Origin of the sequence: Nocardiopsis valliformis DSM 45023, from assembly GCF_000340985.1 — a bacterium.
Taxonomy (GTDB): Bacteria; Actinomycetota; Actinomycetes; order Streptosporangiales; family Streptosporangiaceae; genus Nocardiopsis; species Nocardiopsis exhalans.
Genome location: NZ_ANAZ01000030.1, coordinates 42,135 through 63,579, shown reverse-complemented (window position 1 = coordinate 63,579; position 21,445 = coordinate 42,135). Strand labels below are relative to the sequence as shown.

The window sequence follows — 21,445 nt, the reverse complement described above, 5'->3', positions numbered from 1 at the left end:
CGGAGCAGGGGTAAGGGCTGCTTCCAGCGTTCCACCATTCGGGGGGCGGAATGTACCGCCCCCACGATCATGACGTGGCCGCCCGCGCCCCGGGACACGGGTCCCCGCACAGGCAGGGGTGTTTTTCCCGGCGATGGGGTTTCCGTGGAGGCGGACCCGGTCAGGGCAGCACGTGGAACCCAGACGACACGTGGGAAGGCGACCATGAAGATCGGTTACAAGCTCTTCGCCGAGGGCTACGGGCCCCGGGAGATCGTGGAACAGGCGGTGCGCGCCGAGCGGGCCGGGTTCGACTTCGTCGAGGTCAGCGACCACTTCCACCCCTGGTTGTTCAGCCACGGCCACTCCGGGTTCGTGTGGTCCATGTTGGCCGCCATCGCCGAGCGGACCGAACGCGTCGAGATCGCCACCGGGGTGACCTGCCCCTTCCTGCGGATCCATCCGGCGATCATCGCGCAGGCGGCCGCGACCACGGCGCTGCTCTCACAGGATCGCTTCACCCTGGGGGTGGGAGCTGGGGAGCGCCTCAACGAACACGTGGTGGGGCGGGGGTGGCCCAGCGTGACCACCCGGCACGAGATGCTGCGTGAGGCCATCGACATCATGCGTCTGCTGTGGTCCGGCGGCTACCACTCCTACAAGGGCGAACACCTGGTCCTGGAGGACGCCCGTGTCTTCGACCTCCCCGAACATCCGCCGCGGGTGGTGGTGGCCGCCGGCGGAGAGGAGGCCGCCAGGCTCGCTGCGGAGTCCGGCGACGGGCTCTTCGCGACCGAACCCAGCTCCGCTCTCACCAGCACCTACCGAGAGCTGGGCGGTGATGGCCCCCGCTACGGCGAGGTCCCCCTGGCCTGGGCCGCCGACGAGGACGCCGCGCTGGAGTCCGCGCACGAACTCTTCCGCTTCGGCCTCACCGGCTGGAAGGTCCAGGCGGAACTGCCCAACCCCGTGAATTTCGAGGCGGCGACCGCCCTGGTCAGCCGCGAGGCGATGGCGGACGTGTTCGGGTACGGTCCCGACCCGCAACGCCACCTGAAAGTGGTCCGCCAGTTCGCCGACGCCGGGTTCGACCATCTGGCTCTGATCAACGCGGGGCCCGACCCGGAGGGTTTCTTCAGGTTCTTCGAGACCGAGCTGGCCGAGCCGATCCGGAACCTGTCATAGGCCACCGGGCCGGAGCCGGTGGACACCGCACCACCTTTGTTCAGCCGCGGTAGGCGGCCCTCGGGTCCGCAGACCCAGCGGTCAGTGGGGGAGGGGCTCTCCGATGAGTTCTTCGATGCGCTTGCGGATGTCGTCGGGGATGGGGCGGACCGTTGCCACGCTCTGTCCGGTGGGGTCGGGGAGTTCCCAGTCGAGGTAGCGCTTACCGGGGAAGAACGGGCGGGTGCCGCCGCAGACCGCCTTCACCGCGGCCAGGACCACGGCGCAGCCCGACGCACGCCTCCAGCCGGATCGGTGCCGCAGGTCCCCCTCCAGACGGCGGTGCCCGGCTCGCTCAGAGCCAGTCGTGTTCGCGGGCGTAGCGGGCCGCCGCGTGCCGGGTCCGGGTCTGGGTCTTCTGCATCGCGTTCGACAGGTAGTTGCGCACCGTGCCCTCCGCCAGGTGGAGCCTGGCCGCGATGTCGGCGGCCGAGTACCCCTCACCGGTCGCCCGCAGCACGTCGGCCTCCCGGTCGGTGAGCGGATTGTCGTCGATCACTGCGAGCGCGGAGACGTCCGGGTCCACCCACCGCCTGCCCTCGTGCAGGGTTTCGATGACCGTGGTGATGTGCGCCGGTTCGGCCGACTTGCTGACGAACCCCTGCACCCCAAGCTTGAGCGCTCTGCGCAGGACCCCGGGCCGGGCGTGCCGGGTCAGCATCAGAATCACCTGGTCCGGCAGCTCACGGCGGATCTCTGCCACCGCGCCGAGCCCGTCCACGCCGGGCATCTCCAGGTCGATGACGAGCACGTCCGGCCGGTGCCGCAACGTGGCTGCCACGGCCGACTCCCCGTCCTCGGCCTCTGCGAGTACGGTGACCTCGCCTTCCAGCGGGAGTAGCGCGGCCAGAGCCTTGCGCAGGAGGGCCTCGTCGTCAGCGAGCACCACGGTGGTCATCGGTCGTCCTTCCGCTGGGGGAACGTTGCGGCGGTCAGGAACCGCCCGTCCTCGCGCTCGACTCTCAGTGTGCCGCCCTCGCGCTCCACCCGTTCCCGCAGGGCGGAGAGCCCGCTGAGCTCGGGTGCCGAGCCCTCGTGCGCGCCGTCGTTGACGATGGTGATGCCCGCCCCCGAGAGGGTGATCCGCACCCGCCCCGCCTGGGCGTGCCGCAGGATGTTGGTGGTCGTCTCCCGAAGCACCTGCCCGAGGAGCTCTACCCCGCTGCCGGGCCCGCTGCCAGCACCACCTCCGTCACTGTCCGACCTCGTGGGCTCGCGCTCGACGCTCACGCTGATCCCCGCGGCCTCGAACAGGTTCTTGGCGTTCTCCAGTTCCGCGGACAGGTTGAGCCGCCGCTGCGCGTAGGCGAGCTCCTTGGTTTCGGCGATGGTGTCCCCGACCAGCTCGTACACCTCGTCAAGCTCCCGCTCCACCTGGTCTGCGTCGCTGTGCACCAGCTTGCGCGCCAGCGCGACCTTCAGCTTCACCACATGGAGCGTGTGTCCCTGGATGTCGTGCAGGTCCCCGGCGAAGCGCACGCGCTCCCGGGCCACGGCCAGCTCCGCGTCGCGCTCGCGGGCACGCTCCAGTTCACTGATGAGCCCGGCGACCAGATGGTTGAGACTCGCGAAGACGACGCCCACCACCGCGACGCTGAGGGAACCCACCGCGTACTCGCGCAGTGCCTGGAGAGCGCTCTCCGGGGACAGGGCCACCTTCACCGCGACCACTCCCGCGACGAGGGCGGCCAGCCCCAGCCCGGCTGCCCACCGGCGCGGGCGCGGCAGCCGGAGAACGACGACGGTACCCACGACGGAGAGCCCGAAGGACGCCGACGCGTTGTCCAGCACCAGCATCCCGTAGAGCCACACGGCCGAGGCGACCAGCAGGCAGGGGAGCAGGACGGGGGCGAGGCGCTCCGACTCCCACCTGCGGACCGCCACCAGGCCCGCCACCAGACCCGCACCCAGGACCACGGCCTGGTGCAGGTTCTGGGCGTTGATCGAGATCAGCAGCGCACCGACGGCGGAGAGCGACGCGGCCACGATGGTGAGGTTGACCGTGCGCAGGTGTCCCTGTGTCACCTCGGTGCGCTCGAACGTCATGTGGGCCCTTCCGGGAGCCGGTAGCGGGGTCCGTCCCAGTATTCTTCCGGGCTCGTCGCGCCACCAGTGACGCCACGTCATGACTTCACCTGGTCGGACGTCATACCGAAGGGGTGACGCGGCCGCACTGCCGCGCCGGCGCGCCGAAGGCTGGAATGGGGTGCATGACCACCACACCAGTCATCGACGTCGAACGTCTGAACGTCAATTACGGCGACTTCCACGCCGTCCGGGATCTGTCCTTCCAGGTCAACAGTGGCGAGCTCTACGCCCTGCTCGGTACCAACGGCGCGGGCAAGACCTCGACCCTGGAGACGGTCGAGGGCCACCGTGCTGCCACATCAGGCACCGTGCGGGTCTTTGGACAGGACCCGCGGAACCGCCGGGCCGTGCGCCCCCGGATCGGGATCATGCTGCAAGAGAGCGGTTTCTCCCCGGACCTGACGGTCAGGGAGTCCGTCCGGCTGATCGGAAAGCTCACCCGGCGCACCGACCGGGTCGAGCGCCTGCTCGGCGTCGTCGGCCTCACGGAAAAGGCCGGGACCCGGGTGTCCCAGCTCTCCGGCGGCGAGAAGCGGCGCCTGGACTTCGCCACCGCCGTCTACGGAACCCCCGAACTGGTCTTCCTGGACGAGCCCACCACCGGCCTGGACATTCAGTCCCGGGACGACCTGTGGGACGCGGTGGACCGGCTGCGCGAGGACGGTTCCACCGTCGTCCTCACCACGCACTACCTGGAGGAGGCGCAGCAGCGGGCCGACCGGATCGGGCTCATGCACAAGGGGGTCTTCCACCGGGAGGGGACCGTCTCCGAGCTGACCCGGGCCCTGCCCGCCACGATCCGCTTCGCGCTGCCGTCCACCGCGCCCGAGCTGCCACTGCCCGCCGAACGAGAGGTCGACGGGACCTTCCTGATCGAGACCCGCGGGCTGCAGAAGGACCTGTACCTGCTCCTGGGCTGGGCTCAGGACCACGCGGTGGAACTGCGGGACCTGGCGGCCGGACCGACCCGGCTCGACGACGTCTTCCGCTCCATCGGCAACTAGGCCGCACTCACCCACGGCCCCGGGACTCACGTCCGGGGCCCGCCCACAACCCCGGCACCATCCAGCAAAGGACCTTCGCCATGCTCGCGATCGCTCGGAGTGAGCTGATCCAGATCTTCCGGAACCGGCTGGTTCTGGTCACCATGATCATCGTGCCCCTCGCGGGCAGCGCCCTCTACATGTACCTGAACGATCGCGCCCCGGGCCTGTTCGACCTGGGAGCCATCGCCTCCGTCCTGATGTTCCTCGTGGTGGTGATGGCCCTCTACACGACCGCCGTGACCACGCTCGCCTCCCGCCGTCAGAACCTCTTCCTCAAACGGCTGCGTTCCACGGCGGTGGACGACGTCAGCATCCTCACCGGACTGTTCCTTCCGGTCACCGCCGTCACGGTCGTTCAGGTGGCCGTGGTCCTGACCGTGCTGTCCGTGGTCGCGGAAGCGCCGGCCGACCCCCTGCTCCTGAGGACGGCCGTCCTCGTGACGATGGTTATGATGCTCGGCTTCGCACTGGCCACGGCAGGGGTGACCAACTCGCCCGAGCACGCCCAGGTGACCACACTGCCGATCATGATCGGTGTGCTCTCCGTGTCCGGCTGGGTGGGTTTCACCGGTACCGAGGAACTCACCCTGCTCAAGCGGCTGCTTCCCGGCGGTTCAGCCTCCGAGCTGGTCGTTAACGCCTGGAACGGCGGGGTTCCGCTGGCGGACTCCCTGTTCCTTCTTGCACCCACCTTGGCCTGGATCGTGGTCGCCGTCGCCTTGGCCTCCCGGGTCTTCCGTTGGGAGCCGCGCCGCTGAAATCCCCCGCCGTTGGGACGTGTCATCGGGCCGTGCGCGGGGCGAACGGCCAAGGTGGTCACCGGCGGCCGGATCCGCGACGACAACAGCAGGGTGGCGCCCGCAGCGGACGCCCCTCCGCTCCGCGACGCGTTCCTGGCCTTGGTCGAGCTAGGGGGGGATGCTCACCGCGGGCTCTGTGAGAGCGGGATCAGCAGTGTCCGTCCCCGGCTCCGCCTCTCCCCTTCGCGGGCGCGGGTTCAGGAGGCGGGCTCGGACCACTCCGGGTTGAGGAGCTGGTAGAGGATGTGGTCCTGCCACCGGCCAGCGATCCGCAGGTACTGGGGCGCGAGCCCGTAGGGCATGAAACCGTTGCGCTCCAGGACCCGCTGAGACCCGGTGTTGCGGATCAGGGTCTCGGCCTGGAGCCGGTGCAGGCCGAGCTGTTCGAAGGCGATCCTCCTGGCGTCGGCGACCGCCTCGGTGGCCAGTCCCCGGCCGTTGTGTGAACCGCTCACCCAGTAGCCGATGCTCGCCGACTGCAGGGCGCCCCGGACGACGTTGTTGATGTTGATCCGGCCGACGATCCGTCCCTCGGGGCCGAGGATGGCCAGCGGAACCGAAATCCCGGCCTCGTGGTCGCGCAGCGCCTGTTCGAGGAGGGCGGACTGCCGCTCGGGGGTGAAGTGGTCGTCACCGCGCAGCGGTTCCCAGGGATCGAGGAACTCGCGGTTCTCCGACAGGATCCTGGCGAGCTCCGCCGCGTCGCCTGGGGTGAGAAGCCGTGTGGAAGCCAAGTGGTGTCCTTGTCCGAGACCGTTGCCGTACGGGGGTGCCGGAACACACCGCCCCCGCGATCATGACGTGCCCACTCACACCCCGGGGGAAGGGGGCCGCGTAGCGGGGGCGTTGACCGGGTCGAGAGGCTGGCACACAAGGAGCTCATCGAGAACGCCGAACGCTCCTGTCCCTCAGTCTTGTTGCGGCACCACACCAGCAGTCTTAGTATCTGCGTATGAATGCAAATACGCATCCGTGCAGTCTTGATGAGAACAGCCCTTACGTCGAGTACGCCGTGGAGATCCTCTCCCTGCTCGCCGACGCCACCCGGGTGCGGATCATTCTGGCCCTGCGCGGCGGCGAACTGTCGGTGAACGAGCTGGCCGAACGCCTCGACAAGCCCGGCCCATCGGTCTCCCAGCACCTGGCCAAGCTGCGCATCGGCCGTGTGGTGGCCTGCCGCCGCGAGGGCAACCGGATGTACTACAGCCTGGCCAACGAGCACGCCCGCAAGCTGGTCGCCGACGCCGTCTTCCAGGCCGAACACGCCCTCGAAGTCGAACCCGCTCACCACCGTGCCCGCACAGCCTCCCTCCAGCACGCCGACCAGAACCAGGACGAGCGCTCGTGACCTCCGCCACGGCCACCACCGCCCCCGCCGCCGACCGCACCCAGGTCCATCCCCCTTCATTGCTGGCCACCGGCATCAAGCTGGCGGAGGTGCGCTGGGCGGCCGCCGCGCTGGCCCTGTTCTTGGTCGGCGGGGCCGCCCAACTCCTGGGCGCCCCCGCCTGGGTGTGGTGGACTCTGTACCTGGCCTGCTATGCCACCGGCGGATGGGACTCGGCCCTGTCCGGACTACGCGCTCTCAAGGAGCGCACCCTGGACGTGGACCTGCTGATGATCGTGGCCGCGATCGCCGCCGCCTCCATCGGCCAGGTCTTCGACGGCGCCCTGCTCATCGTCATCTTCGCCACATCCGGAGCGTTGGAGGCCGTGGTCACCCAACGCACCGCGGACTCCGTCAGTGCCCTGCTGAACCTGGCACCCGAACGCGCCGTACGCCTGACCACCACCGCGGACGGTGAGCGCGAGGAGATCGTGGAGACCTCCCAACTCCAGGTGGGGGAGGTCGTCCTGGTTCGCCCCGGCGAGCGTCTGGGCGCCGACGGCACCGTCATCGACGGCCGCAGCGAGGTCGACCAGCAGGCCATCACCGGAGAATCCGTCCCCGTGCCCCGCGGCGAGGGCGATGAGGTCCTCTCCGGCACCATCAACGGCACCGGCGCCCTGCGCGTGCGCGTGGCGCGCCCTGCCGGGGAGTCCGTGATCGCCCGCATCGTCACCCTGGTCGAGGAGGCCTCGGCCACCAAGGCCCAGACCCAGCTGTTCATCGAAAGGATTGAACAGCGCTACTCCGCCCTGGTCGTGGTGGGCACCCTGCTCGTGCTGGGCATCCCCCTGCTGTTCCTGGGCCATGACTTCGAGGCGGCGCTGCTGCGCGCGATCGTGTTCATGATCGTGGCCTCCCCGTGCGCGGTGGTGCTCTCCACCATGCCGCCGCTGCTGGCCTCGATCGCCAACGCCGGACGCCACGGCGTCCTGGTCAAATCCGCCACCGTCATGGAACAGATCGGCCGAACCGACCTGGTGGCCTTCGACAAGACCGGCACCCTGACCCAGGGCGAGCCCCGGGTCGCCGAGGTCGAACCCGAATCGGGCCACACAGCCGAAGAGATCCTGGCTTGGGCAGCGGCGGCCGAACGCAACAGCGAACACCCCCTGGCCCGTGCCATCTGCGCGCACGCCGACCAGCGACGTGCGGCTCCACTGCCGGTGGAGGACTTCGCTTCCCTGCCCGGGATCGGGGTGAGCGCGATCGTGGACGGGGACCGGGTGCGTGTGGAGCGCGCCCCCGCAGACCCCGAGGGCCCGGCGAGCACCCAGGTCGTCGTCAGCGTGAACGAGCAGGTGCGGGGCCGCATCACTCTCACCGACACCCTGCGTCCCGAGGCCGCCCGAACCGTTGAGCAGGTGGGTGCGCTCACCACCCGGCCGGTACACCTGCTCACCGGGGATAATGCCGCCACCGCCGCACACGTGGCCGGGGCCACCGGCATCGACCGCGTGCACGCGGCCCTGCTACCCCAGGACAAGGCCGCCCTGGTCAAGGAGCAGGAGGACACCGGAGCCCAGGTGCTGCTGGTGGGCGATGGGGTCAACGACGCCCCCGCGATGGCTGCGGCCACCATCGGTGTGGCGATGGGGCGGCGCGGCTCGGACCTGGCCCTGGACACCGCCGACGCCATTGTGGTGCGCGACGATCTGTCGACCCTGCCCCGGTTGATCGCCTTGTCCCGGCGGGCGCGTCGTTTCGTGATCGCCAACCTGTGCATCGCGGGCACGTTCATTGTGGTGTTGGTGACCTGGGATCTGGTGGCTACTCTGCCGCTCGCGCTCGCGGTGGCCGGACACGAGGGCTCCACGGTGATCGTCGCCCTCAACGGCATCCGCCTGCTGCGCGAACGCGCCTGGACGCGATGAGCTCGCACGGGGGCGGTCACCGACAGGGGAGGGAAGCCGGTGAGGCGTCCTCACTGTCCCGACATCGATCCTGACATGCCTGGATCAGCCGACCGCTACCGCGCGTCTACGGGCCCGGCGGCCGGTGAGAAGGAGAAGGCTCCGGCATGATCCGTCGGCCGGTCATGCCTGAGGGAGCTCCGCGGCGCGGCCGATCGGGGCATGGGTCCAGCGTCAGCGTGACGGCGGAGAGCCCCTGGTCGTATGTGATCTGAGTCACATATTCCAATGGTTACGTTGAGGTGACTGGTTTCCGATGGTGACTATAGGGGTCAAGCAGCACGAACCGATCAGGGGGAGAGTTGGCCATGGGGTCCACCCCGATGCGCAGGATCGCACGCCAGTACGTAGGCGCGGTGTTCGCCAAGGGTTTCGCCATGGTCGCGAGCTTGTTCGCCGACGGCAACGTGTGGCATCAGCCGGGCGCCAGCCGGTTCTCCGGTGCGCACCCCGGTGCGGCCGCGATCGGCATGGTGGCGGCCACCGGGGGTGAGCTGGAGTCGACGGGTGAGCCCCTGGTGAACGGTCTGCTGGTGTCGGTGCCCGTCCGTTTCTCGGTCGCGCGCGACGGCGTGGGATGCAGATGAACGGCGTTGGCCCGCTGAGAATCGAGGCGGCCGGATCGCGCAGGCGGTTCTTCACCGTCGACCGGCGGGGCGAGGGCGCGTTCTGGGGTGGCGCCTGAGCGCAGGTTTGCCGCCATGTGGCATCCGGGGGTGGTAACGGCACCACATGCTTGTCGCTCTCTGTAGTTAAAGTATTACATAATGCAGTTATCCCCGTCTTGGGGGCATGAGGAGGAAATGATTATGGCCAGCAAGAACGTCGAGATTGCCCGTGAGTACTTCCAGGCTGTGCAGAACGGCGACCTGGCGAAGGTGGGGGAGCTTCTCGCTGAGGAGGTTGTGTGGCACCAGCCGGGCGCCAACCAGTTCTCCGGTGAGCACAAGGGGCGCGACGCTGTCTTCGCGTTGCTGGGCGGGATGATGGAGGCCAGTCAGGGCAGCTTCGCGATCGACGCGGTCCATGCCCTGATGGGTAACGGCGACCTGGTGGCCGCCCCCATCCATTTCGCCGGTCGGCGTGAGGACGCGGCCATGAGCATGGACGGTGTGGACCTCCTGCGCCTCAAGGACGGGAAGATCGTCGAGATGTGGCTGTTCTCCGAAGACGAGGTCGCCGAGGACGCCTTCTGGGGGCAGTAGAAGACAGGCCCTGTCCCGCCGACCCAGGGTGCGCCCCGGGGTCGGCGCGCGGATGGAGGCCGTACTCGCTGTCCGCACCAGGCCCACGGGGCGGGGTCACGTGTGTGCGTCGTAGCTTTCGCGTGCTGCGAGTACCTCGGTGATGTGCTCCTCGGCCCAGAGGCCCAGTGCCTGAAGAGGTGCGTGCAGGGTGCGCCCCAGGGCGGTCAGCTCGTATTCGACCCTGGGGGGCACTTCCGCGTACACGTGTCGCGTGACGATTCCGTCGCGTTCGAGGTCCCGGAGAGTGTCCGTGAGGACCTTCGGGCTGATCCCGTCGACCGTGGTGCGCAGGTCGCGAAAGCGCAGGCGGCCGGAGCTGAGCGCGATGACCACCATGGCGGTCCACTTGTTGGCGATGCGGGCGAGTGAGGTGCGGGACGGGCAGGTCGCTGTGAGGATGTCGAACGTCGGGTGCTCGGGCATGCGGTGAACCCTCCCATTGGTTTCTTTGAGGCGATTGGTTTCCAATGGTGAGCATAAGGGTCATCGAGTCGTAACGCCGACTGAGGGCCGCCGTCGGGGGAGTGCTCCGAGGGCGGGATCGACCAGAACCGGAGACGGCCGTATCGATAGCGCCGGAGGCCGATCAGCTGCCGGTACGGATGTTCCATTGCGCGGGTGCCCTGAACATGGCCGGTGTGGACGGGGCGGACGCGGCCTACCAGGAATTCCTGACGGACGAGGGGCACGCGAAGGTCGACAAGAAGAAGACCGCCGCCGAGGAACACCTCGACGGCAAGTACCTCCTGTGTTCCTCGGACACTAGAGGAGGGGTTCGACCTTGCTTCCCCACAGGGACACCCCTGCCTGGGACAGGACGCTGAAGGTCAGCACCCACGACTCCGAGGTCGGGTCCCACTGGGGAGTGAAGACGCCGTTGTAGGGTTCGCCGTCGATGGTCAGGTCGACACGGTTCTGCCCGTCGAGCTCCCAACCGCCCTCGACGCCGCCGGTGATCCGGCCGTCGTCGTGCAGCTCGACGGTAACGGCCTCGTTGATGTCGCTCGAGATCGCCTTGCCGTGGTTGATGAACCGGTACTCGCCGACCGCGTCCGCCTGGTGGACCTGCCCCGCCTCGGCCCCGGCGAACCGGTAGGGGGCGACGACCGGCCACCCGTGGGCGTTCATGAACATCTCGTGGGACCGAACCTGGTGCATTTCACCTCGCTCCGGGAAGCGGCTGTGGAAGATCAGCTGCATGCGTCCGGTGTCGGGGTCCAGGTAGGACGTGTTGTGCCCGGGTGACACGTATCCGTAGCCGATCCCCCGGCCCGGGTCGCCCGCCTCCCGCTGGAACAGGAAGTTGCCCATCAGCTTCGTGCCGAACGGCTCGATGGTCGCGTCGTCGAAGATCGGGAGGGACGGGTCGGCCTTGACCTCCCGCATATCGTTGCCCTCCGCGTCGAAGTAGGGTCCCTCCGGCGTCTGGGCACGTGCGACGCGCATGTTGTAGCCGCCGTCGGCGTCCAGACCTCCGAAGGTCGTGAACAGGTAGTAGTAGCCGGTGTCGGGGTGGTGCAGGATGTTGGCTGCTTCGATCCTGCTGTGGTTCCCGCCCATGAGGTGGGTGCCGTAGCCCTGGCCTGCCAGCGGCATGCCGGTCTCCTCGTCCATCTCCAGCATGAACAGGCCACCGGAGTAGGAGCCGTAGACCATCCGCAGAGTGCCCTCGTCGTCGTAGAAGACGTCCGGGTCCACCGCGTTCGGGTGGATGCGGGGGTCGTAGGGGGTGCCGTCCTCGCTGGAACCCTCACCCGCACGGTGCCCGGAACGCAGGAAGACTCCGAGGTCCTCATAAGGGCCGTCCACCTCGTCGGCCACGGCCACACCCATTGCCGAACGCGGAGACTCGCCCTGGCAGGCGTTGTAGTACATGTAGTAACGGCCGTCGGAGAGCTGGATCACGTCGGGGGCCCAGAGCGTGGTGGTCTCCGCCCACTCCAGCGCTTCGGAGAGCTCTTCGGTGACGTCGTCGAAGAGCGGGTTCTCCGGGGTGACCAGTTCTGCGGTCTGCTCCCAGCTGATGAAGTCCTCGGTCTTCGCGGCGGCCAGGTGCGACCCGAAGACCCAGTACTCGTCCTCCGCGACCACGATCGAGGGGTCGTGCACGGTGACGTCGGCGAACCGGGGCGGATCCGGTAGTTCTCCCCTGGAACCTCCCTGCTCCTGTGGGTCTGCGACCCCCGATGCCAGCTCCCCCTCGGTCCCGCCCCGCCCCTGTACGTGGGTGAAAGCCGCGATGAGTGCCACCGCGGTCAACGCGGCCGCGCTCAGTCCCGCTGTCTTTGATCGAAACGCCACGAACTCTTCCTTCACTGTCACCGGACGCCGGTGTGGCGTCGCTGTTCCCGGTGGCCTTGAGCCATCGGTCAGTGCATGTGTGAGCGCTCCCATCTCCGCATGCGGGGACCTACCTTGCAACGTTTCATAAACGGGGTCAAACGGGATGCTGCGTTGAACGGCTGTGACAGGTGAACAAACCACAGGTCACCACGGCAAGCAGAAAATGTGGGAGAGGTGGGTATTCGGGGTCCGTTCCCTTGTTGCTGCGATCCGACCGCACGTGGAAACGGGATTTCCTTCGAAAACGTGCTGACCTGGAAATACAACCTCTCGTCCTGACTGGGGATGCCATGAACGCTGACCCCGCTCAGGTCCACCATCCGTGCTTGCGATGCCACTACGACAGGCGGCTCGACCCACCCGTCGTGCGCGCGCTCCTCGCAGGAGAGCGCCTGGCCGAGGGGTCTGCCCGCGATGTCGGGCCCGGGTCCGAAACCGGTGAACTCCTCATGTGACTTTCAGGAGAATAGTGAGGTTTATTTACAGAAAATGCGGTTTCCAGGAGCAATGAGGCCTTTTCCGCAGAGCGTGCTACGCTCCCGCCGCAAGCGATGACCCCACCGGGGCCCGGTCCCGCAACGACTCCCGGGCACCGTGCTTCCAGGCCGCGACTGCGCGGCCTGCGCCGCCCGAGCGCGGCCCCATTCCTGATACCCATTGCCTCCGAGGTCGGTTCACGGCCGACCCCGGACCCCCACAAGCAGGAGACCACCGTGCCGACGACGTCACGTCGCTCACGTAAGCGACGGAGAGTTTCACCCCTGCGCGCATCCCTCGCCGGAGCCGCCGCCCTCGCCCTCGCGGGCGGTTCGCTGTTCGCCCTCCAACGGGCGGACGATTCCGCGAACACCACCGAGACCGTCTCGGTCCAGGCCTCTGGCATCGACTCGGACGCCTACTACGTCCTGCGCAACGCCAACAGCGGCAAAGTCATGGACGTCGAGGGAAAGTCTGCCGACAACGGCACCGAGATCATCCAGTGGGACCAGGGCGACGGCGCCCACCAGCAGTTCCAGTTCGTGCCGCAGACGAACAGCCACTTCACACTCGTGGCACGCCACAGCGACAAGGCCGTCGATCTCTGGGAGCGCTCCACCGAAAACGGCGCCGAAATCCGCCAGTACACCCGCCATGATGGAGCCAACCAGCAGTGGCGGCCCGTCGACGCCGGGGACGGGACCGTTTCCCTGATCAACCGGCACAGCGGCAAGGCCCTGGAGGTCTGGGAACACAACCAGGACAACGGCGCCCGTCTCTCCCAGTACGACGACCACGGCGGCGCCAACCAGCGCTGGGAGCTCATCGAGGTCGGGGCGGACGCCCCGTCGCCGGACCCGGGCGGCCCGACCGGTTGGGCGGCGGAGAACGGTGGGACCACCGGTGGAGCCGGAGGCGACACCGTCACGGTGACCGACGGCGCACAGCTCACCGAGGCGCTCAGCGCTTCCGGCCCGCTGGTTATCCAGGTCCAGGGGACGGTCTCCATCAGCGGAATGCACCGGGTGTCCAGCGACAAGACGCTGATCGGTCTGGGCACGGACGCGACGATCACCGGGGGTGGGCTCAACATCAGCGACGCCCACAACATCGTCGTCCGCAACATCAACTTCACGAACGCCGACGACGACTCGATCAACCTCCAGAACGGATCGACCAACATCTGGATCGACCACAACACGTTCTCCAACGGTGCCGACGGCCTCATCGACATCAAACGTGAGAGCGACTTCGTCACGGTGTCGTGGAACCACTTCCACAGCCACGACAAGACCACGATCATCGGTCACAGCGACGGCCACACAGCCGACATCGGCCACCTGCGCGTGACCCTGCACCACAACTTCTACGACGGGACGAACACCCGTCACCCGCGGGTCCGGTTCTCCGAACACACACACGTGTTCAACAACTACTACCGGGACAACCGGGAGTACGCGGTGGCCTCCACGATGGGCGCCAACGTGCTGGTCGAAGGGAACTACTTCGAGAACCTGAGCCGTGCGACGACAGTCGTGGGATACGCCGACTCGGGCCCCGGAAACCTGACGGCGCGCGACAACGTCCTGGTCGGCTCGGCCGAGCCCGAGACCCGGGGCAATGTGTCCGACCCGCCCTACAGCTACGAGGCCGACGCTCCCGGCAGCGTTCCGGAGATCGTCAGCGCAGGGGCAGGGCACGGGAAGCTGTGACCCGACGGCCCGGGGAAGGGAGCAGCCCTCTTCCCCGGGCCCTTCCCACGTTCCGAGAAACACGCTGTTCAGCCCCCTCCCGAGGGAGAGCCTTCGCGCGGACCTCGGACCGGGGGCGCTGTGGTCAGCCTTGGTGCGCCCGGCCCAGGTCGGGGATCAGGGAACGGGCGTGTAGATGACGCCGAGTTTGTCCACCTCATCGCCCGCACGGCCGTGGAACCCGGCGATGCGCCACCCCTCGGGCGCGGTGAACGTCACCGTGTCCGACGTAGCCGTACCGCCCGAGAGCGTCCGCCCCCGGTCCGTGGCGAACTCGGCGTGGAACACGCGAGTGCGCCCGTTGCGCTGCCCGGTCGACAAGGTGGCCGAGACCAGGTGCTCGCCCGGTTCGAGGGTGAGCGAGCGCGCGGTGCCGCCACTCCCGCCGTGGGCGGTCCTGCCGCCTTCGGCGTAGTCCATGGCGATCTGGTCCACGCGCGCGCCCGCGCGCAGGGACAGCGCGACGGGCTCCGCCCCGCCGACCACCCGTTCCGCGTCGGTGAACGGAGTGCCGTGGGGACCGCCCGCCAGGTCGCTCATCAGGACCCCGGGTGCGAGGGACCAGTCGAACTCGGCGGTGTGCGGGTAGTGGTCGGAGAGCATCCGGCCGTCGGCGTCGAGGAAGTCCGCATGATCGTTGCGGTAGTCGGCCAGACGCAACTCCACGAAGGCGCTGGAGCGGTACAGGATCTTGTCGACGACCTCACAGCCCTCGGTGGGCGCGTTGGTCTGGCACACCAGGGCGGGCGAACCCGCCTGCGGGCGGGACCCGCCGCGCACGTGCTCGACCCAGGCGTCGGCCAGGCCGAGCGTGTCGGCGAGCTCGCGGATGTTGTCCCCGGCGCGCGTGTACCGGGTGTTGGTATCACCCGCGACGATCACCGCGTTCCCCGCCGAGTGCCGCTCGATGTACTGCGTCAACTGGGTGATGTTGGCCCGTCGCGCGGCGAGGTCGGCGTTACTGACCCCGGCGTTGGCGTGCACGTTGTACAGGTCCACGTACACGCCCTCGGCGAGCCGTACGCGTGAGGCCGTGAAGCCCTTCGGGGTGAGGCAGTCCGTGCCGTTGCACCTGTTCCATTTGACCCGGTGGAAGTCGCTGTAGGGCAGGTGGGAAAGGGTGTTGAGCCCGTCGCCGAAGGGGACACCGCCGCTGGTGGGTGTGCGGTGGGGGTGGTCGTTGTTCGCGTACAGGGCGGCGTGGTAATTGAAGTCCTCCTGGACGTGGACGACGTCGTAGGGTTCGATCCGCCGCCCGATCACCGGAGTGTTGACGCTCGGGCGCTGCTCCCCGGGGTCGGTGAGGAACTCGGGCAGACCCGCGACGTTGTACGTCAGTACGGACAGGGCCCCGCTGGTGGCCGCGTTGTCGGCGGCGTCGTCCGCGGCGGCGGACACGGGCGCGGCCAGCAGCGAGGTGAACAGGGCGAGAACGGCCAGGAGAACGGACAGGGAGCGTGCGGGGGAGGGGGACACGTGGACCTCTGTCTGGAGGGGACGGTGCCCGGCGGATTCTACGCCTGGGCCCGGCTCCGCGGGACCCCCCGAAGGCGCCCTCCTGGCGCCCCGTTCGAGGACATCGGAACTCACGCGCGGCCGTCTCGGCCGCCGGGCTGCTACGAGGAGCGGCGGCTCCGGCTGAGGGGAGTAACCCGGTCCCTGTACGGTGGCCGTTTCAGGGGGCAGACCGGGAGCCCCACAGGATCGCTGACCCCAGGTGAGGATACGGGTCTATCCGTTCTGGCCTGGGGGTTTCTCGTGACCGGGGTGCGTTGGCCATCGGATCAAAGGTCCGCTCTAGAGTGAGCCGATGCTCGCATCTGATCCACGGCAGCCCGAAGAAGTGTTCCCCGCCTACGCGGTCGACGTCGGCAGCGAGGTTGTGGAGCGACCGACGCGGAACTCGATCGGTGGCTGGCCCTTCCTCGCCGAGGGGCAGGAATGGCCCGAGTGCTTCTGCGGCGAGCGGCTGGTGCTGTTCTTCCAGCTCGACCTTCCTCTGGAACTGGGGCCTTTCGGTGGGGAGCACCTGTTGGTCTTCCACTGCCGTACCCACAACGACGCCGCGATCCCGGACACGTCCGATGACGGCCGGCTCGTGCCCGAGTACTGGGACGCTCCCTACGCCGGTGAGGACCGGCCGTTCTGGCGTGTGCTGCTCCAGGGGCAGGCGGCGAAACCGTGGGCGGAGCCCGAGCCGTCCTTGCGTGCCCTGCCGCTGACGTTGCGGGCCTTCACGGAGGTCCTCAGCGAGCGGGGCAAAGGAGCTCAGATCTTCAAGGTGGGTGGAACACCATCGTGGGCGCAGGATCCCGAGCATCACCGGTGCGCGTGCGGTGCTGATCTGGTCTACGTGTGCCAGGTTCCGGAAGGAATGGACTTCTCCGTTGCCCCGGGTCAGCCGGAGCAGCCCGACAGCAGTGCCTTCGGGTTCTATGACCTGTTTCTGGGGAACGAGGTCTACCTGATGGCCTGCCCGCAACACTGCGATCCGGCGGCGCTCTGGCCGGTGAACCAGAACTGAGGCCGATCAGATCGAAGTCCCGCCGGTTCAGGCCATCTCCCAGAGTGTTTCGTGCCGGGTTCTTTAGAGGCTCGGAACAATGAGGGGCTTCACCCACAGCAACTGGGCGAGGCCCCTCGGTATGTATACCCACCCAGTCGCAAGCTGCCCTCACGGATGGCTCCAGGTGCGTGCCGCCGCAGAGGAACCGTTGCTCACGTGCGCAGGCTCAAGGACGGCGGGGTCCAGCGGTCGGTCCGGTTGGCTTGAGAAGTGACACCGTACTCGTCCTTGAGTTGCTCGGGGATGGCGTACTGCATGATCCGGCCACGGGTGAGGGAGCTGAGCTCAAGGTGGGTGGTGATGTGGCCGAGGCGGTCCAGGGCCCACTCCCCGAGCGGAGAACGGTCCTCAATGCGCTCGAAGATGCCGATCAGGGCGGGAGAGAGCTTGACGGCCGTGTCCCAGCCGGTGCGCGGAACCTGGAGCCAGTCGGCGCAGGTGTCGCCGATGAGGTAGCGGATGAGAGCGGCGACCACCGGATCGAGGAGGGTTCCCGGGACGACCTCCTCATAGAGGTCGATGAGCTGGCGGGTCAGACGTGCCCCTTCTTCTGAGGGGCCCATGTGCCTGGTCATGTACAGGTCGGAAAACTTCCGGGCCTCGTCCAGGTCAGCCGGGGCGTGCTCGGGACTGATACCGAGCATCTCGCCGACGACGCGCCAGACGTAGAAGTAGGACTCCGCGCCGTCGACCGACATATGGATCCCCAGGCGGTGAAGTGCGTCCAGCACCTGGAGGGAGAACATCATCTGGCCGCCGATCATGTCCTCCTGGCAGATCGGCGTGCCGAGTGCGGCCACGTCCCAACGGCCCTCGCGGCTCATGTGGTAGCGAATGGAGGCGTGTAGCAGCCGTACCTTCTGGACCGCGGGAACGAACCGGCTCCCTGCCTCGAAGGCGTCGGGCTGCATGAGGTAGACGGTGAACTGTCCGGTCTCGGCCATGCGCCGTGAGGGGTATTCCAGGGCGTGGGTGGCGCTGAGCAGCTTGGCCACGTGCGGGATGACGTAGCAGGCGGGCATCGCCGAGAAGGCCAGGGCAGTGGAGATGTGCACGTTGTTGTCGATGAAGAACAGACGGGCCTTCTCCATCTCACCCCAGTCGATCCAGGAGGGCGGAGCGGCGGTGGCGTGCAGGTACTCGCGGGCGACGTCCGGCAGTCCGTCGGGCAGGTCCTGGCCGGCGGTGGAGAAGTAGCGCATGAGGGTGTTGAACTTGCCGACCTGCCCGCGTTCGAACAGTTCCTTGACCGTCTCGTCGGCGAGTTCGTCCCCCAGGAGCCGTAGCGCGTCCATGGACTCTGGTGTGTAGGACATGGGATTCCTTTCGGCGGATCAGTAACGGCGGGACGCGGCGGAGGCCACCATGCGGGACAGGGCCTCGGCTGCTTCGGCCGGTACGTCCGCGCTGGCGAGAACAGCGGTCGCGGCCTGGACACGCTGGGCGATCATTTCCTCGACACGGTCGAGGGCACCGGTACGCCGCGTGATCGCCTGCACTCTCAGAAGGCCTTCGCCGTCCAGGCCCCGTCGGCCGAGCAAACCGCGCAGCTCCCGGCGCTCGGCCGGGGTGGCGGCCGACCAGGTTTCGGCGAACAGGACGGTCGGCCGGTTGCCTCGGACGTCGTCCAGGTTCGACTTGCCTGTGCGTTCGGGATCCCCGAAGAGGCCCAGTAGGTCGTCACGCAGCTGGAACGCCTCGCCCAGGGGAAGCCCGTAGGAGGTGAAGGCCTTCAACAGCTTGTCCGGTGCTCCGGCCATCGCGCCACCGATACGCAAGGGGTGCTCGACCGTGTATTTGGCGGTCTTGTAGCGGATCACCTGGAGCGATCTGCTCGTGTCGGGCCGGGAGCCGGTGCGGAGGACCTCCAGGCACTCCCCGGCGATCAGTTCCCTGGTCATGACCGCCCACAGCTCGCGGGCGCGGGACAGGTAGGCCGCGGGCAGGCCGCAGTTGAGGAACAGCTGAGCGGCCCACGACATCAGCAGGTCTCCGGTCAGCAGGGCTAGGGCGCGGCCCCCGGCATGAGGCCGCGCTCGACCGGTGAACGCGGCGCGCAGCGCCACATGGGAGCTCGGCATGCCGTGTCGCATCGGGCTCTCGTCGATGAGGTCGTCATGGATAACGGCGGCGGCGTGCACCAGCTCCATCGCCGTGGCGGCTCGGACCAGGGCATCGCTGTCCGGCTGCCCGGCCGCGCGCCATCCCCAATAACAGAACGCGGCGCGCAGGCGCTTGCCGCTGGCGACCGCCACGGCCAACTGTTCGGCCACCGGCATCAGGTCGGCGTCGATGGCGAGGAGGCGATCTGTCTCCTGCTGTGCGAACTCCTGCAACGCGGCGTTCACCCGGGTGCGGAGGAGGAACTGCTCCTCGGTCTCAGACATCGCTCTGTCCGGACCGGGACGCGGCCCGCCGGGCAAGCAGCTCCAAATGGGACTCGGAGGCGGGGACGTACCGTTGCAGCGCCAGCCGACCCCGCTGCTTCAGTTCCTTCCGGCCATCCTGGGACAGCTCCACCAGGTCAGACCGGACCAGCAGCGCCCTCGCTCTCTTCAGAGCCGTTCCGATACCGCTGAAGGCCAGGTCGGCCACCCCGGCCGCGATCAGCAACGGTTCGTCCATGTGCTCGTCCCTCGCACCGCGACCGGTGTGCGCCACAGCATCCCTGCTTTCAGTTGACATGAGAAGGACCACGGTAGAGAACAGACAAAAGGTCCGAGTGGATCTTGTTCGGGGTATTCGTATATCCGTTCAGAGTCCTTGCTTGTCAAGCATCTTTGGTAATCACCGATTTTGTCAATGCGATGATGTGATCTGGTCCGCTTTGATGCTATTGGGGGGGATATGTGGAATGCGAAAAAACAGACAATCATAATAAAGTCGGGATGGGACGATGGCATATTCGGGCGTGTTCCTTGGGTAGATGGCAGCGTGGAGAACTTCCATCCAACCGGGTTGAACACGCCCGCTTCTGCTTGTTGCGCTCACGAAGACGCAGGTCACATCCCCATCACCCGACTTTGTCGGAACCCTGGGGATGTGGTCATCGGGCTCAGGGCTAGCGTAGGGCGGTGGGCCGGACAATTCCCGTTCTGCCCGGACGCTGGGAGCGATGTGGGGCCGCTAGCGCCCCGCTGTGGCCCCGGACACTTCGGCCCCGGCTTCAGGGCCGCCCCTGCGGCCAGCGCCCCCGCGGGGCCAGTGGTGGCCACGGTCAGCAAAAAGGGCATAACGCCCGTATTGGGTGGCTCAGGGTCGGGGAGTCCAGGTGGGGGTGGTGGTCAAGGCGTCTGGGGGCAGGGCGAGTTCGGGTGTGGGTGTTGGGTCCTCGCGCTGGGCGGGCTTGCCTTGAGGGTGCTGGCCGCGGGCTCGGCTGTGAAGGTGGCCTCGGGCGGGTTGGGTCGCTTCATCACGTACCTCACGCAGCACGTCTGCCAGAGCGTGTTCCTTCATGCGGCGACGACGGCGGCCGGTGCGACCGCCGCACCGCGTAGCAGCGCGGCGGCTCCGGCTGAGGTGAGCAGCCTGGGTCCGGTGCGGTAGCCGGTTCAGGGGAGCAGGCCAGGAGCCCCACAGGGCCACTGGCCTCAGGTGAGGACGAAGGTCCACCGTTCCTGGCCTGGGGTTTCCTCGCGCCCAGGGCCTGTGCACCATCGGATCAAAGGGATGGTGATGCAGGTCTTAAGTATTGCTAGGATCATTTTTGCCCAATCTGAATTTGGCGCTCTCGGTATAATTTCAAATTATTCGCTGGGAAGGTTGTGGCTGCGATGGGTGATCAAGTCAAGAAAATTGATTGGATTAAATTCGGGATAGTTTCATTGGTTTCCATCTTTGTGTTGGGGGTCAGTGGTTGCTCTGGGGGAAGTGATGCTTCGTCTCTGGCTGAAAGTTCGCAAGAAAAAGAGGCGTCTCAAGACCTTGGTGTCGAACCTGATGTTGATATTGATTCCCCTGAGGCGAGCATGTGCGGGCTGGCTGGAAACGACGAGACCGTGATAGACGAAACTCCCGGAGATGTCGAATGGGAGTATGTTGGGACCATGCTTGCCCCTTTAACATCAGATGATGGCCCTGGGTTTATTTCTGACGCGGGACTTCGTCAGTGTTACGCCCGTTCGCCAAGTGGAGCTCTCCTGGCCGCTTCCAACATCCTGGCTATGGGATCAGACCCCAATCTTGTCCAGGGCGTCAATGAGAAGCTCGTGGCGGAAGGTCCTGGGCGTGATTCTGTGTTGGAGGATTTGGAGCTTAACGGTATCCCTGGGGATGACAGTGGGCTGCGATTGTCGATCCGTGGGTACAATCTAATGGGACATTCTTTGAATGCATCTCGTATCGATCTTGCGGTTGAGGCGACGGATGGTACGTTCGCCTCGGTCACAATCGACTTGCGTTGGGAAGACGGAGACTGGAAAGTCGAATTAAGAGACGACGGGCAGCCCGTCATCCCGGTGGTGCAGATCCAGGACGTCACGATGTACAACTCTTGGTCAGCGGAGGACTGAGGGTTGCAGTCGTTCCTGGAAACAGATCCGGTTTGGGGCACTATGATCGCGTACATAATGCCTTAATTGTGCGGATGATGGCATTCTGGGGCCGGGGCGGCTGTGGGGCGCTG

General features: G+C 67.3%; 19 protein-coding genes and 1 pseudogene. 10 read left to right on the top strand and 10 right to left on the bottom strand.

Features of this window, described 5'->3' with window-relative positions; all coding sequences use genetic code 11:
• Positions 1–204: 204 nt before the first annotated feature.
• Positions 205–1,164, top strand: a complete 960-nt coding sequence (locus D457_RS0124570) for a TIGR03557 family F420-dependent LLM class oxidoreductase (RefSeq protein ID WP_017583333.1) — start codon at positions 205–207, stop codon at positions 1,162–1,164.
• A gap of 81 nt (positions 1,165–1,245) precedes the next feature.
• Here D457_RS0124570 and D457_RS0124565 read toward each other — a convergent pair.
• The 3 genes and pseudogenes from D457_RS0124565 to D457_RS0124555 all read right to left on the bottom strand — a co-directional run.
• A pseudogene (locus tag D457_RS0124565) lies at positions 1,246–1,398 on the bottom strand (phosphotyrosine protein phosphatase); the annotation flags it as partial.
• Between the two features lie 100 nt (positions 1,399–1,498).
• Entirely contained in the window at positions 1,499–2,101 is a 603-nt protein-coding gene (locus D457_RS0124560; protein ID WP_017583331.1) for a response regulator transcription factor, read from the bottom strand.
• Positions 2,098–3,249 (bottom strand): sensor histidine kinase, encoded by a 1,152-nt coding sequence (locus D457_RS0124555; RefSeq protein WP_017583330.1) that lies wholly within the window; start codon positions 3,247–3,249, stop codon positions 2,098–2,100. The genes D457_RS0124560 and D457_RS0124555 overlap by 4 nt, the downstream gene beginning before the upstream one ends.
• 164 nt (positions 3,250–3,413) lie before the next feature.
• Between D457_RS0124555 and D457_RS0124550 the strand changes: the two genes are divergently transcribed.
• Both D457_RS0124550 and D457_RS0124545 read left to right on the top strand, forming a co-directional pair.
• Positions 3,414–4,295 (top strand): ABC transporter ATP-binding protein, encoded by an 882-nt coding sequence (locus D457_RS0124550; protein WP_017583329.1) that lies wholly within the window; start codon positions 3,414–3,416, stop codon positions 4,293–4,295.
• Between the two features lie 80 nt (positions 4,296–4,375).
• A complete protein-coding gene (locus D457_RS0124545; RefSeq protein WP_017583328.1) occupies positions 4,376–5,095 on the top strand; it encodes an ABC transporter permease in 720 nt (239 codons plus the stop codon).
• Positions 5,096–5,334: 239 nt separating this feature from the next.
• On the opposite strand, the gene D457_RS0124540 is transcribed toward D457_RS0124545, so the two are convergent.
• Entirely contained in the window at positions 5,335–5,871 is a 537-nt protein-coding gene (locus D457_RS0124540; RefSeq protein ID WP_017583327.1) for a GNAT family N-acetyltransferase, read from the bottom strand.
• 218 nt (positions 5,872–6,089) lie between these two features.
• Between D457_RS0124540 and D457_RS0124535 the strand changes: the two genes are divergently transcribed.
• The 4 genes from D457_RS0124535 (at position 6,090) to D457_RS0124520 (ending at position 9,642) form a co-directional block, all read left to right on the top strand.
• Positions 6,090–6,485 (top strand): ArsR/SmtB family transcription factor, encoded by a 396-nt coding sequence (locus tag D457_RS0124535; RefSeq protein WP_051073028.1) that lies wholly within the window; start codon positions 6,090–6,092, stop codon positions 6,483–6,485.
• A complete protein-coding gene (locus D457_RS0124530) occupies positions 6,482–8,398 on the top strand; it encodes a heavy metal translocating P-type ATPase (RefSeq protein ID WP_017583325.1) in 1,917 nt (638 codons plus the stop codon). Before D457_RS0124535 ends, D457_RS0124530 begins: the two co-directional genes overlap by 4 nt.
• Positions 8,399–8,745: 347 nt before the next feature.
• On the top strand, positions 8,746–9,024 hold the full coding sequence (locus D457_RS34255; protein WP_017583324.1) for a hypothetical protein: 279 nt from the start codon (positions 8,746–8,748) through the stop codon (positions 9,022–9,024).
• Positions 9,025–9,246: 222 nt separating this feature from the next.
• The gene (locus tag D457_RS0124520; protein ID WP_017583323.1) at positions 9,247–9,642 is read left to right on the top strand and encodes a nuclear transport factor 2 family protein; all 396 of its coding nucleotides are present in this window, start codon (positions 9,247–9,249) and stop codon (positions 9,640–9,642) included.
• 96 nt (positions 9,643–9,738) lie between these two features.
• Here the strand turns inward: D457_RS0124520 and D457_RS0124515 are convergent, their stop codons facing one another.
• Together D457_RS0124515 and D457_RS0124510 are read right to left on the bottom strand one after the other, a co-directional pair.
• Complete coding sequence (locus D457_RS0124515; protein ID WP_017583322.1) at positions 9,739–10,107, bottom strand: winged helix-turn-helix transcriptional regulator; 369 nt, start codon at positions 10,105–10,107, stop codon at positions 9,739–9,741.
• Positions 10,108–10,446: 339 nt separating this feature from the next.
• Complete coding sequence (locus D457_RS0124510; RefSeq protein ID WP_026116990.1) at positions 10,447–11,985, bottom strand: glycoside hydrolase family 43 protein; 1,539 nt, start codon at positions 11,983–11,985, stop codon at positions 10,447–10,449.
• 755 nt (positions 11,986–12,740) lie between these two features.
• Here D457_RS0124510 and D457_RS35075 point away from each other — a divergent pair.
• Positions 12,741–14,216, top strand: a complete 1,476-nt coding sequence (locus tag D457_RS35075) for a pectate lyase family protein (protein ID WP_017583320.1) — start codon at positions 12,741–12,743, stop codon at positions 14,214–14,216.
• 156 nt (positions 14,217–14,372) lie between these two features.
• Here D457_RS35075 and D457_RS37595 read toward each other — a convergent pair whose 3' ends face one another.
• Positions 14,373–15,731, bottom strand: coding sequence for a jacalin-like lectin (locus D457_RS37595; protein ID WP_017583319.1), 1,359 nt, complete (start codon positions 15,729–15,731; stop codon positions 14,373–14,375).
• 334 nt (positions 15,732–16,065) lie between these two features.
• On the opposite strand from D457_RS37595, the gene D457_RS0124495 reads away from it, so the two are divergent.
• The gene (locus D457_RS0124495) at positions 16,066–16,779 is read left to right on the top strand and encodes a YwqG family protein (RefSeq protein ID WP_239646208.1); all 714 of its coding nucleotides are present in this window, start codon (positions 16,066–16,068) and stop codon (positions 16,777–16,779) included.
• 194 nt (positions 16,780–16,973) lie between these two features.
• Here D457_RS0124495 and D457_RS0124490 read toward each other — a convergent pair whose 3' ends face one another.
• From D457_RS0124490 to D457_RS0124480, 3 genes are read right to left on the bottom strand one after another with little or no spacing between them, the layout of a single operon-like run.
• On the bottom strand, positions 16,974–18,137 hold the full coding sequence (locus D457_RS0124490) for an oxygenase MpaB family protein (protein ID WP_017583317.1): 1,164 nt from the start codon (positions 18,135–18,137) through the stop codon (positions 16,974–16,976).
• A gap of 18 nt (positions 18,138–18,155) precedes the next feature.
• Positions 18,156–19,208 (bottom strand): polyprenyl synthetase family protein, encoded by a 1,053-nt coding sequence (locus D457_RS0124485; RefSeq protein ID WP_017583316.1) that lies wholly within the window; start codon positions 19,206–19,208, stop codon positions 18,156–18,158.
• On the bottom strand, positions 19,201–19,446 hold the full coding sequence (locus D457_RS0124480; RefSeq protein ID WP_017583315.1) for a hypothetical protein: 246 nt from the start codon (positions 19,444–19,446) through the stop codon (positions 19,201–19,203). The genes D457_RS0124485 and D457_RS0124480 overlap by 8 nt, the downstream gene beginning before the upstream one ends.
• A gap of 1,148 nt (positions 19,447–20,594) precedes the next feature.
• On the opposite strand from D457_RS0124480, the gene D457_RS35940 reads away from it, so the two are divergent.
• Positions 20,595–21,332 (top strand): hypothetical protein, encoded by a 738-nt coding sequence (locus tag D457_RS35940; protein WP_152514358.1) that lies wholly within the window; start codon positions 20,595–20,597, stop codon positions 21,330–21,332.
• Positions 21,333–21,445 lie beyond the last annotated feature (113 nt).